General features: G+C 49.7%; 10 protein-coding genes and 1 pseudogene. 5 read left to right on the top strand and 6 right to left on the bottom strand.

Annotated features, from left to right (window positions below; all coding sequences use genetic code 11):
• The first annotated feature begins 438 nt into the window (after positions 1-438).
• The 3 genes from D6C13_RS02570 to rcsB are packed head-to-tail and all read left to right on the top strand — an operon-like array spanning position 439 to position 5,009.
• Entirely contained in the window at positions 439-1,623 is a 1,185-nt protein-coding gene (locus tag D6C13_RS02570) for an MFS transporter (RefSeq protein ID WP_425272691.1), read from the top strand.
• A gap of 37 nt (positions 1,624-1,660) precedes the next feature.
• Entirely contained in the window at positions 1,661-4,354 is a 2,694-nt protein-coding gene (gene rcsD, locus D6C13_RS02565; RefSeq protein ID WP_120131286.1) for a phosphotransferase RcsD, read from the top strand.
• A gap of 4 nt (positions 4,355-4,358) precedes the next feature.
• Positions 4,359-5,009: a response regulator transcription factor RcsB gene (gene rcsB, locus D6C13_RS02560; RefSeq protein WP_104921302.1), complete on the top strand. Its 651-nt coding sequence runs from the start codon at positions 4,359-4,361 to the stop codon at positions 5,007-5,009.
• Positions 5,010-5,079: 70 nt separating this feature from the next.
• Here the strand turns inward: rcsB and rcsC are convergent, their stop codons facing one another.
• The gene (rcsC, locus tag D6C13_RS02555; protein WP_120131285.1) at positions 5,080-7,938 is read right to left on the bottom strand and encodes a two-component system sensor histidine kinase RcsC; all 2,859 of its coding nucleotides are present in this window, start codon (positions 7,936-7,938) and stop codon (positions 5,080-5,082) included.
• Between the two features lie 288 nt (positions 7,939-8,226).
• Here rcsC and D6C13_RS02550 point away from each other — a divergent pair, with 288 nt between their 5' ends.
• Positions 8,227-8,454 (top strand): SymE family type I addiction module toxin, encoded by a 228-nt coding sequence (locus tag D6C13_RS02550; RefSeq protein WP_120131284.1) that lies wholly within the window; start codon positions 8,227-8,229, stop codon positions 8,452-8,454.
• Positions 8,455-8,518: 64 nt separating this feature from the next.
• Here the strand turns inward: D6C13_RS02550 and D6C13_RS02545 are convergent, their stop codons facing one another.
• Both D6C13_RS02545 and D6C13_RS26120 read right to left on the bottom strand, forming a co-directional pair.
• Positions 8,519-8,902, bottom strand: a complete 384-nt coding sequence (locus D6C13_RS02545; RefSeq protein WP_120131283.1) for an Imm50 family immunity protein — start codon at positions 8,900-8,902, stop codon at positions 8,519-8,521.
• Between the two features lie 10 nt (positions 8,903-8,912).
• Positions 8,913-10,199 carry an HNH/endonuclease VII fold putative polymorphic toxin gene (locus D6C13_RS26120; protein ID WP_208642853.1) on the bottom strand — a complete coding sequence of 429 codons (1,287 nt, stop codon included), beginning with the start codon at positions 10,197-10,199 and terminating at the stop codon, positions 8,913-8,915.
• Between D6C13_RS26120 and D6C13_RS26165 the strand changes: the two genes are divergently transcribed.
• A complete protein-coding gene (locus D6C13_RS26165; RefSeq protein WP_120131281.1) occupies positions 10,122-10,358 on the top strand; it encodes a SymE family type I addiction module toxin in 237 nt (78 codons plus the stop codon). The two genes, D6C13_RS26120 and D6C13_RS26165, sit on opposite strands and share 78 nt — an antisense overlap.
• 43 nt (positions 10,359-10,401) lie before the next feature.
• Here D6C13_RS26165 and D6C13_RS02530 read toward each other — a convergent pair whose 3' ends face one another.
• The 3 genes and pseudogenes from D6C13_RS02530 to D6C13_RS02525 form a co-directional block, all read right to left on the bottom strand.
• Positions 10,402-10,797, bottom strand: coding sequence for an Imm50 family immunity protein (locus tag D6C13_RS02530; protein ID WP_120131280.1), 396 nt, complete (start codon positions 10,795-10,797; stop codon positions 10,402-10,404).
• Positions 10,798-10,805: 8 nt separating this feature from the next.
• Positions 10,806-11,051, bottom strand: a complete 246-nt coding sequence (locus tag D6C13_RS25850; RefSeq protein WP_244212625.1) for an HNH/endonuclease VII fold putative polymorphic toxin — start codon at positions 11,049-11,051, stop codon at positions 10,806-10,808.
• Between the two features lie 3 nt (positions 11,052-11,054).
• Positions 11,055-12,026: pseudogene (locus D6C13_RS02525) on the bottom strand (RHS repeat domain-containing protein); the annotation flags it as partial.
• Between the last annotated feature and the right edge of the window lie 86 nt (positions 12,027-12,112).

The following is a 12,112-nucleotide window of genomic DNA, read 5'->3' as shown; positions in this document are numbered from 1 at the left end:
AACTCCATAAGTTATATGCATGATTTGAGATAAGTGCCATAAATAAATATAATCTTAATGACAAGAAAATTTCATTAAAGAATCCCGAAACATAAGTTTGACGAGTGTTAAATCGTCATCTAGCTTACTGAGAATTAAAACAAATTCATAAAAAACAACATCTTCTTAACTTTTACGCAAAGAATAAGCGAGATCATTATTAATAAAATCAAGCATTAGTCATCGCAACCACCCATCAAAATGACTTACCAATTGTGTGATCGCGTTTTAGAATATTTGTCGCTAATGTATTCCGCAGGAAAATAATTAAGACTATGTGCAATCACAGTAACTTATGCTTTCTGATAAAGTGTCCGGTCAGTCAGGTGGAAACTGAGTCAGTCTTGCTTGGGTCCAACAGATATATCGAAAAGACCAATCGAAAAGGAATTTCCCAGGATGTCTCCAGAACCGATGACGACAGCTTCGTCATCTGAACACTCCCTGACTGAAACGCCGGTTCCGGGCAGAGCGCAACAACATGCCACCCGGCTTATTTTCTTATTGTCCGGCTTCGCGATGGCCGCCTGGGCACCTCTGGTGCCCTTTGTTAAATTGCGGCTGGCGATCAGTGACGGAACATTAGGATTACTGTTGTTGTGCATCGGGGCGGGCTCTACCTTTTCGATGCCACTGACCGGCTTTCTGACCGGAAAACTGGGATGTAAAACCGTGATTTTGATTGCCAGCGTGTTGCTGCTGCTGGCATTGCCACTGCTGACCCTGATGGACAGCGCCGCCGGGATGGCCGTGGTGCTGCTGGTGTTCGGGGCCGCGATAGGCATGATTGACGTGGCGATGAATGTCCACGCGATAGTGGTTGAGAAAGCCAGTGGCCGCGCGATGATGTCTGGGTTTCATGGCTTTTTCAGTATGGGCAGCATTTTTGGCGCGCTGGCCGTTACCGGTTTATTATTTTTCGGGCTGACGCCTTTTGAATCGGTGATGCTGGTGGTCATTTTACTGGCTGTTCTGACGGTGGTGACCAGCCCGCACCTATGGCGTGAAACCCGCCATGACGGCGACGGCCCTATTTTTGTGCTGCCTCGCGGCTGGGTCATTTTGCTGGGCTTTTTATGTTTTGTGATGTTTCTGACCGAAGGGTCGATGCTGGACTGGGGTGCGCTGTTTCTGACCACTGAACGCGGCGTGGCAGCACATCAGGCCGGACTGGGCTACGCGGTTTTCTCGATCGCCATGACCGCAGGGCGTCTGACCGGTGACAAGATTATCGCCGCCTTCGGACGTTATAAGGTGCTGATGTACGGCAGTCTTTGTGCGAGCCTCGGACTGATTTTGCTGACGGTGGTGGATAATCTGTGGATCGCCGGTCTGGGCTTTGTGATGATCGGATTTGGTGCTTCGAATCTGGTGCCGATCATGTTCAGCGCGGCAGGAAATCAGACATCGATGCCTGCCAGCATGGCTATCGCCTCCGTGACAACGTTAGGCTATGCCGGTATTTTGGCAGGCCCTGCGCTGATAGGTTTTATCGCTCAGGTCAGCAGTTTGTCTTTTGCATTAGGTTGCGTAGCGGCAATGATGCTTTGCGTCACCGCCTGCGCCAGAGCCGTCGTCCGGTAAAGAGTAATAACAAGAATGAAGGAAAAAACTCATCATCATGGCTGGTAAATTTTTATCGCTGACATCAACCAATATCACGCGCTTCTTTTGGTTGTTCATCGTCCTTCTGGTGATGGGACTGGGCCTGTATGGTTACAATTACACCAACGCTTATCTGAACGATAAACTGCGAACGGTACAAAACACCGCCGAACTGCTGCAAAAGCGTATCGATAAATTCCGTTACCTGACCTACCAGATTTATGACAACTATTCGGGTCAGCCTATGACACCGGATGCGGTCAGCACGCAGGAGATCCGTCTGCGTCAGGACATGTATCTCGTTTCCAAACCCCACAAAAAAACCGACGCACTTATTTTCGGCACGCATGACAGCTCAACGCTGGATTTAACCCTGAAAATTTCGTCGTTTCTGGATGACCAGTGGGGGTCGGATACCCTGCCCTACTCGCTGTATTATCTGAACGGTCAGGACAACAGTATGTTGGTGGTCACGACCGTTCCTTTGCAGCAACAAGATTCCCGCCTGAAGGAAAACGCGTTCACCAGCACATTGCAGGCACGCCGTGCTGAAATGCTGCAACAGGCCAATACGCTTGATGAGCGTGAAAGCTATTCTGCGCTGAGAAAATTGCGCCAGGGCAGCGACTATGCATTCTCCCTGCGTACCACGTTTAATAATCCGGGACATCTGGCGACCGTTATTGCGTTTGATCTGCCGATCACCGACCTGATCCCGTACAACATGGCGCGGGATAATTTCCAGCTAAACGGTAATACCACGGCGGTGAATGAAGGGGATCCGGCCGACGATAACGCAGAGGCAAGCAGCATCGTGATGCAGGGCTGGTCACTGGTGTTTGACGTTCCGCTGAGTAATTCGCCGCTGTCGCTGACCTATCATGTTCCGCTGCTTAGCCTGGTTCTGGACCTTTCCCGTAACAATTTCTGGCTGATCCTGATTAACCTGTTCCTGATGGGACTGGCGATGGCCAGCATTTACTTTATCCGCCATCAGTACATCCGCCCGAGTGAAAATATGGCCGCGCAGTTGCAGATGCAGCAGGCGCTGAACCAGGAAATTATCTCCGGGTTACCGCTCGGTTTGCTGGTGTATAACTTCAGTAATCACAGCGTGGTGCTGAGCAATAAAATTGCCGACCAGCTGTTGCCGCATCTGAGCCTGAATAAAATTGCCAATATGGCCGAACAGCATCACGGCACCATTCAGGCGACCGTGAATAATGAAGTCTATGAAATCCGTATGATCCGCAGTCAGATCTCACCCGAAACTTACCTGTTTATGCTCCATGATCAGGATAAAGAAGTGATGGTGAACCGGACGCTGCAACAGGCAAAACGCGAGTTTGAGAAAAACCTGCAGGCCCGCAAACTGATGCTGCACAATTTAGGCATTGAACTGAATCAGCCGTTGCAGGAACTGAACGGACTGGCGGTGGCGCTGATGGAAGAGCAAATCCCGGAAGAGCGCCAGACGCTTGAAGGCAAACTGCTCAACGAATCGCGTAATGCGCTGACGCTGGTGGATAACATCACCCTGCTGACACGACTGGAAACGCAGGACTGGCAACCGTCTGGCGAAAAGTACGTGTTATCCGCCATGGTTGATGAACTGCTGCTTGAAGCCCTGCCCCGTCTGAACCAGAAAGGCCTCGGCTTGCTAAATCACTTCCAGATTGCCCCGGAAGCGACGTTTATCGGCGATGCGCAGGCGGTGAAGAAAATCCTTTCGCTGCTGCTCGATTACGCCATCGTCACCACCTCTCTGGGGAAAGTGACGCTGACCAGCGAACAGGACGAAGATCGCCCGGACCAGTTAATTTTCCACATTAACGACACCGGTAGCGGAATTTCCAAGGAAGAATTAAGCAATCTGAATTATCCTTTCCTGAGTCAGACGCTGGTTGACCGTTTCAATCACGGTTCCGGGCTGACCTTCTTCCTGTGTAATCAGTTGTGCAAGAAGCTGGGCGGTCAGTTAGAGATCCGCAGCAAGCTTAATATCGGCACACGCTATACTGTACGGGTTAAGCAACGTCAGGAAGCGCAGGAAATTGAAGCTGAACACGAGAAATTACTCAATGATGTCACCGTTTTACTCGACATTACGTCAGATGAAGTGCGCGGGATTGTGACCCGCACGATGAATGCGTACGGTGCGGTATGTATCGTGGCAGACGACCGGCAGGTCGCGCGGGAATACGACGTTTTGCTGACAGATAACCCGCAGAACAGTGACAAGTTTACGCTTTTGCTGACCGACGATGAGTCGGGTTTCCAGCAGCTTGAAAAGCATTATATTCGCGTCAATTACAACATCAGCAGTGCGCTGATTGACGCAACCCTACTGTTAATCGAACAGCAATTTTCTGTTTCCGATGACAGTGTTTCATCCGAAGAACCCGGTGAAGACTCTCTCGACCATTATGAAAAGCAGTTAAAATCAAGCGATTACTATCAGCTTTTCGTCGAGACGGTACCGGAAGATCTTGAGAAACTTTATAATGAGAACCAACGTCGTGACTTTACGTCACTTTCACAAACAGCACATCGTCTCAAGGGGGTGTTCGCCATGCTGAACCTGACCCCAGGCAAGCAAATGTGTGAATCGTTAGAAGAATACATCGCAGATGGCGATGCATTACAGATTACTGAAACCATCAATCACATTGATTCTTTTGTCTCCAGACTGCTCCAGCAAGGTAGCTAATCACATGAATAATATGAACGTAATTATTGCTGATGACCATCCTATCGTCCTGTTTGGTATTCGTAAGTCCCTTGAACAAATTGAATGGGTGAATGTTGTAGGTGAGTTCGAGGACTCCACTGCACTGGTTAACAGCTTAAGCAAACTCGACGCCCATGTTCTGATCACTGACCTGTCCATGCCGGGCGACAAATTCGGCGATGGCATCACGTTGATCAAATACATCAAACGCCATTACCCGCAGCTGTCCATTATTGTTCTGACGATGAACAATAACCCGGCGATCCTGAGCTCTGTTCTGGATCTGGATATCGAAGGGATTGTGCTCAAGCAAGGTGCGCCAACTGACCTGCCTAAAGCACTGGCTGCATTGCAGAAAGGCAAGAAGTTCACGCCGGACAGCGTGGCGAAATTGCTGGAAAAAATCAGCGCCAACGGTTACGGCGACAAACGCCTGTCTCCGAAGGAAAGCGAAGTTCTGCGCCTGTTCGCAGAAGGCTTCCTGGTGACTGAGATTGCCAAAAAACTGAACCGCAGCATCAAAACCATCAGCAGCCAGAAGAAATCTGCAATGCTGAAACTGGGCGTGGAAAATGATATCGCCCTGCTGAACTACCTGTCTTCCGTCAGCTCTCAGCCGGTGGACAGAGACTAACGTTTCAGCTTAGTCGTCTCAGCAAGTCAGTAAAAAAGGCACCTTCACGGTGCCTTTTGTTTGGTTGTTTTCAGCTGTCGCGTTTCTTTCGCACCAGTGCGCTGTAATAACGCAGCGTATCACGCAGAGTTTCCAGCGTGACCGGCTTGGAGAGGCAGTTATCCATACCCGCTTCCAGACAGCGCTGACGCTGTTCAGCCAGTGCATTGGCGGTCACACCGATCACCGGCAGCGTATGGCCGAGTTCACGCAGCTTCTGCGTCAGGCCATAACCATCAAGTCGCGGCATGTTAACGTCGCTGAGAACAATATCAATTTCGTGCGCACGCATGGCATCCAGTGCGTCCATCCCGTCATTCGCCGTCACCACGATATACCCCATGGTTCCCAGCTGATCGGCAAGAAGACGGCGGTTAATCGGATGGTCATCCACCACCAGCAGGGTCACATCGCTATAATCCTGCACCGTAGCTTCAGGAAGAGCCGGAACGCCCTCTTCCATTTCTGCTTCAAGGCGGTAGATGCGATTGAGCAGCGCGGTGATTTCCAGCGGCGTGGATGTGCTGTGTACCCAGTACCCCGGACGCGTTTCGACCGGCGGACCAATGTGATCGATAGAAAACTCGATTTGCGCGGCCAGTTCATCTTTGTGGATCCTCGGAATATCGGTGATCAATACATCTTCCCGCTGACTTTGCATCCCCGCCTCGCAGCGCTGGATATTGGCGCCGTTGTAGCGAAGCAGCTGCATCAGATAGCTTTCCAGATAAGCGTTGCGCACATCCAGCCAGACCGTTTTATCCTGCCAGTCATCCAGCGGTTCGCCCGACGGGAATGTCGCGTTATAAAGCGGAATACGCACAGTAAACGAACTGCCCAGCCCCGGCTCGGATTCGACGTCAATATCGCCATCCATCAGGTTGATGAGCTTTTCACAAATCGCCAGACCGAGACCGGTTCCCTGGAAGTGACGCTGAACACCGGTGCCGACCTGGAAGAACGGGTCAAACAGACGGGTAATCTCCCGCTCAGGAATACCCACGCCGGTATCACGTACCTGAAACTCGAGATAATTTCCGCAGGTTCTGACATTCAGAACAATGCAGCCGGTATCAGTGAATTTAATCGCGTTATTGAGGATATTAGAAATGACCTGCTGCAAACGTACCGGGTCGCCATTAAATGACAGCGGCACGTTATGCTCGATAAAGCAGTACAGACCCAGCCGCTTTTTCACCACCAGCGGTAAATAGTTACCGGCAATATGGGTGATGACCTCGCGACAGGAGAATTCCTGCGGCTCGATTTTCAACTGCTCAGATTCAATTTTCGAGAAATCGAGAATGTCGCTGATGATTTTCAGCAGCAGCGCCGAGGAGTTATTCATCGCCGTTACCAGACGGTCAACGCCCTGCGGCAGCCCCTGGGTTTGCAGTAAATCGAGGTTACCAATGATGCCGTACAGCGGCGTACGCAATTCATGGCTGACGGTTGCCAGGAACATCGATTTCGACTGGCTGGCCTGCTCGGCGGCATTGGCCATTTCCTGCAACGATTCTTCCATTTTCACGCGCGAACTGACGTCGATCAGCACGCAGATCGCCACGTCTTCATTACGGTAGCGCGAATGCACGAAACTCAGCTGGATGTTGTTATTGTTCTTAGTGATAACATCAACAAAGTTCGTTTGCTGGTCGCAGATGATGCGCGTAATACGCTGCCGGTCTTCCTGCGTCAGCATATTGATGTAGTTGTGCGCCAGTTCGTTACTCAGAATATTGACGCCATCGCTGATACGCAGAATCGAAATGCCCACCGGTGCCGAGGCGACGATTTTATGGTTGAACTGCTCATGTTCTTCGAGGCGGAAGGCATTATCCTCGGCGGGTAAAAACATTTTGCGCTCAAAGACCCAGGCCAGAATAAACAGCAGCAGGCCGGAGAAAATATTCAGTAACACCGCGTTAAAAATCAGGATTTTAAAACGCTCGATGACCGTATTAAACGGCATCGAATACACCACGCTGAGTGAGGAAGGCGTCAGCGGCTTTTTATAGACCAGATCCTTGTAACCATTCACGTAGCCAAAGAATGAGCTTGCCTCGGGAATATTGGCCACTGGCGTGGCGGTGCGGTTATCTTCAGAAATGTTCAGCAGCGGCTGATCGTCAGCATCAAGCAGCGTGACAGTGGTGTGTTGCGCATTCGGATTGACCAGATCTTCCAGACGGAGATTTTGCTGAATGCCCATCAGCGCTTCGAGCTTATTGCCGACATAAATCGGCGTCAGAACATAGAGATAACCGGAATCTCTGTTGCTGCCCTGCGACACCCAGTACAGGCTGTTTTCTTTATCCTGGCTCTTCCCGTTACGGTATTGCAGAATTTTTTCATGCAGCGACTTGAGCTGATCCTGACTGGCACGCTCGAACGGTTCACTGCTGATACCAAAATCCACCAGACACAGGTTCGCGCCGCCAATAAAGAACACCCGGTTGAGATCGTACGCATCGGAAAAATTATCCTTCCAGTAGTGGATCATGTTTCCGAGCGTAGACAGGGAGTTGCGGTAGCTGTCAGTGATCTGCGAGCAGTCGGATTCAGGAAACAGGGAAAGATACGTCGGCTGAGTATTTTTGGTGCTGATCATGCCATTGATAATATCCAGCCCGTTCATTGAATCGCTTAACCGCTTTTCCGCCATGAACTTAATGCTGTGCATGACGTCATTGGAGTTCTTGATGTAGCTCTGCGCGAGATCGTAATTGAAGTTGTCTTCATCACGGATTTCGGATTCTTTGTTGTGGAAAATATTGAGCACATAAAAGGTGGTCAGCAACACACCCAGTGTCCACAACATGAGCGCCAGCACCCGGAACAGATAGCGGGATATTTTTAGCGTTGTTCGAAACGAAGCAAGATATTTCAAGGATTAACCATCAGCAAAACGGCTCAGCGAGCGGAATGTGGATCAGAATACACTATTGGGGGACTTTCTAAAAAGCACAGGGTGTAGGGGATTGTGTAAAACGGGGTATGCGGCACTGATAGCCTTCACCCGTCTTCGGCCGGCTTGGCGTCTTTCCCCTTCTCCACGAAGCCACATAAGTGTACGTGCGCACTCATCGTCAGAGCGTGATCTGGGATGTGATGATTTTTCAAACCGGCGAGCATTCCGGCATCAGTTTAATAAGTCGGCTATATCAGCGCCTGCCCCATGAAAAACAAACCCCATATCACCACCTATTATTCACGCAGCCCTAGCCTGCACCTGAAGGGTGACTGGCTGAAAGCAGCGGGATTTACTACCGGGACGGGCGTGACGGTGAAAATCACGGAGGGGTGTATTGTGCTGATGGCGGATAATAACGAGGTGCAGGAATTGAGGGAGCAGGTTTATCAGGCGCGGCAGATGATGAAGGGAATGCAGGACGTGCTGGTTTAGTGTTCTGAACAACAGCGAATAAATAAAAACCGGGAAGGTTTGAACGTCCTTCCCGGTATTTGTTTTAATTGCTAATATACACTGACGGCCCCATCATCTGTACATGAAAACATTGTAAATACATATTTATAGCATCACCTGAAATACTTACTTCGACATGCGAGCCATGTTTATTTATATTTATTTTTGCCGGCATGCTTGGTGACACCCCTTCTATTTTCATTTGACTAACACCACCACAGTTGATGCCACACCTGCACCGGTTATAGCCTTTCATCCATTTAGTTGGCGGCTGGTCAGGGATTTCATCAATCAAATCGAAAGATATTATTACGGTGGACCCCTCTCGGTCTATCTTAATGTCAAAAATATCAATTTCTGATATTTTTATTGGTCTTGAAAAAACTTTATTAAATAATACACTGCCATCAAGATCATTCCAGTTCATGATGAAATCCTTAGAAATTATAATGTCCAGATGTTCCGGGAACAGACCCTGATCGGGTGTTATCGCTTGGCCTAACATTCACGTGTGCTCCTTGATTTCCTATACCATCAGGATAACTATGCCCCGCCGAGTGATCTTCGATTATAATTTTTGAGCCATCAGGTTTGGTGTATTGATACTCGCGAGTCCAAATTTGATTACCATTGCTATCAAAAATTGGATTATTATTTGAGTCTGTCATTCGTATATTTCGATGATCGCCTTCAAATCCTGTTTTAGGATTAAATATCCTAACTGGCTGCTCCCCCATTGGTATCCCCGCATCCCTTTTCGCTGCTCTGAACGCTTCATTTCTCGAACTAAACTTCGGAGGACAACAAGCCAGCCCCAGCGGATCAACCCAACTCAACGGGTTATGCACATACCCGTAAGGATTAATCCCCCCAGCCAGCCCTATCGGGTCCGGGCTCAGGTATTGCCCTGTCTCGCTATCATAGTAACGATGGCGGTTGTAATGCAATCCCGATTCTTCGTCGGCGTATTGCCCGGCGAAGCGCAGGTTACAGCTCAGTTTATCGTCGTTGGCCGCCGGTCGGTAGCGGGTAGCGTCACCCCACGTACTCAGCCGGCTGGCCCAGGCGACATCCCCTTTCTCCGTCAGTAATTCACGCGGCGTGCCCATGTGGTCGCTGACCACATAATGCAGCTGGCCTTTTTCACGGCGTGCGGCGGGCGTTAATGCCCCCGGTTCATACAGCCAGTGAATGCTTTCTTCATACGCCGGGGTGCTGTCGGCATAGACCGGCGTCTCTTCGATAAGCTGATCGCCGCTCCATAAATAATCATAACCCGCCAGTTTGCTTCGCGTGGTCTCCTGACGTCGCTTGCTTATCCGCCGACCAAAAGCGTCATAGCGGTAGTGCCACTGCTCGCCGTCCGGGGTGACAAGGCCGCGCATCTGGCTGTTGGCGTCCCAGCGGTAGCGCCACACCTGCGGGCGATATCCCGGTATTTCGGTGCGCTTTTCCGCCAGCCTTCCGGCGCTGTCGTAACGGTATTCCCCGTTGCCACGGCGGATAACCCGGCCTGCCTGTTGCGTCTGATTGATCCGCTCCGGCGGAACATCATCATCACCCCGGCGCTGCTGATGCCCGATAATGTTTAAAGCGGCGTCGTACTCAAACAATTCCAGCAGCGGCCGTGCGCCTTTTTGTTCGGCATGAACTATCTGATCGTTACTGTTGACGTGATAAAAGGTAAATGGCTGCGTGAGGCGGGGTTTGAGACGGGCGCACACCTCACTGTTAAAATAGCCAACGGCTGTATTGTGATTATTAAAGATAGCGACGAAGTGGACGAACTGAAACATGAGCAGGAAGCATTGCGTCAGCAACTTCGGGATATTAAACGGGCTAATAAAAATATTAAATCAGCGTTACAGAGCATAGTGAGTTAAATGAATAAGCAGGAAAGATCAGGATGATCTTTCCTGCTTATTTTTACTTTTTCATATAAGAAACTATAGATTCAACATCCATGAATTTTGCTTTGGCTATAAACTTAAGGCTAACGCTATCTAATTTCATGAAAATATTATCATTTATTATTTCAATACTGGCATCTGCAACGTAATTAGTATTAATCCATCCTGACATGTTTACATCTTTAATATCAATAAGAGTTAATGTTAGCTGAACTGTGTTAAATTTCTGCAAAACCCATTTCTTAGGGGGGCTACTTGGATATTCATTCAGATTCATTCTGATAGAGATTTTCGGACCATCTCTATGGAAAATTATCTCATGGATATCTACATTATTTAAGCTCGGCTTGTCATCATGATAAATTGAATCAATATGTTGTGAATCAACAAGATAATCAGTCCATAATTTCATGATTTTTCCTAAAAGGGGTAGTGGTCAGATGTACCGTCTATGTGGCCATTTCTGGTATCACTCTTAGGTCTCACATTAATATGAGGCCCCTGATTTCCAGGTGTACCAGTTGCTCCATAAATATGACCAGGGGAATGATCTTGGATAACAATATCTTCTTTCCCTGATTTCGTGAACGTATATTCTCTAGTTTTAATCGGTTTATGATTCTTATCAAGAATATTATGACCATTACGATCTGTTAAATTCAACATATCAACCTTTGATGGTTGTTGCCCCATTGGTATTCCCGCATCCCTTTTCGCTGCTCTGAACGCTTCATTTCTCGAACTAAACTTCGGAGGACAACAAGCCAGCCCCAGCGGATCAACCCACCCCAGCGGGTTATGCACATACCCGTAAGGATTCACCCCACCCGCCAGCCCTATCGGGTCCGGGATCAGGTATTGCCCTGTCTCGCTATCATAGTAACGATGGCGGTTGTAATGCAATCCCGATTCTTCGTCGGCGTATTGTCCGGCGAAGCGCAGGTTACAGCTCAGTTTATCATCGTTGGCCGCCGGTCGGTAGCGGGTGGCGTCTCCCCACGTGCTCAGCCGGCTGGCCCAGGCGACATCCCCTTTTTCCGTCAGTAATTCACGCGGCGTGCCCATGTGGTCGCTGACCACATAATGCAGTTGGCCTTTTTCACGGCGTGCGGCGGGCGTTAATGCCCCCGGTTCATACAGCCAGTGAATGCTTTCTTCATACGCCGGGGTGCCGTCGGCATAGACCGGCGTCTCTTCGATAAGTTGATCGCCGCTCCATAAATAATCATAACCCGCCAGTTTGCTTCGCGTGGCTTCCTGACGCCGCTTGCTTATCCGCCGACCAAAAGCGTCGTAGCGGTAGTGCCACTGCTCGCCGTCCGGAGTGATAAGGCCCCGCATCTGGCTGTTGGCGTCCCAGCGGTAGCGCCACACCTGCGGACGATATCCCGGTATTTCGGTGCGTTTTTCCGCCAGCCTTCCGGCGCTGTCGTAACGGTATTCCCCGTTGCCACGGCGGATAACCCGGCCTGCCTGTTGCGTCTGATTGAGCCGCTCCGGCGGAACATCATCATCACCCCGGCGCTGCTGATGCCCGATAATGTTTAAAGCGGCGTCGTACCGGAATAGCTCCAGCAGAGGCCGGGTGCCTTTTTGTTCGGCATGAACTATCTGATCGTTACTGTTGACGTGATAAAAGGTAAATGGGCTTTGTTGAATAAATCGGATTTAGATAAAAGCTCCCCTCGTCGCTGACTCCCTCAGGCAATCCGTACACTTTCTGGCAT

It is taken from the genome of Rahnella woolbedingensis (genome assembly GCF_003602095.1).
GTDB classification, from domain to species: Bacteria; Pseudomonadota; Gammaproteobacteria; order Enterobacterales; family Enterobacteriaceae; genus Rahnella; species Rahnella woolbedingensis.
This window is presented reverse-complemented; position numbering and strand designations above follow the sequence as displayed.

What these genes read in the sequence shown, in the direction of transcription:
- D6C13_RS02570 (WP_425272691.1), top strand. Translation starts at nt 439, where the DNA reads ATGTCTCCAGAACCGATGACGACAGCTTCGTCATCTGAACACTCCCTG.
- rcsD (WP_120131286.1), top strand. Translation starts at nt 1,661, where the DNA reads ATGGCTGGTAAATTTTTATCGCTGACATCAACCAATATCACGCGCTTC.
- rcsB (WP_104921302.1), top strand. Translation starts at nt 4,359, where the DNA reads ATGAATAATATGAACGTAATTATTGCTGATGACCATCCTATCGTCCTG.
- D6C13_RS02550 (WP_120131284.1), top strand. Translation starts at nt 8,227, where the DNA reads ATGAAAAACAAACCCCATATCACCACCTATTATTCACGCAGCCCTAGC.
- D6C13_RS02545 (WP_120131283.1), bottom strand. Translation starts at nt 8,902, where the DNA reads ATGAACTGGAATGATCTTGATGGCAGTGTATTATTTAATAAAGTTTTT.
- D6C13_RS26165 (WP_120131281.1), top strand. Translation starts at nt 10,122, where the DNA reads ATGAACTATCTGATCGTTACTGTTGACGTGATAAAAGGTAAATGGCTG.
- D6C13_RS02530 (WP_120131280.1), bottom strand. Translation starts at nt 10,797, where the DNA reads ATGAAATTATGGACTGATTATCTTGTTGATTCACAACATATTGATTCA.
- D6C13_RS25850 (WP_244212625.1), bottom strand. Translation starts at nt 11,051, where the DNA reads ATGTTGAATTTAACAGATCGTAATGGTCATAATATTCTTGATAAGAAT.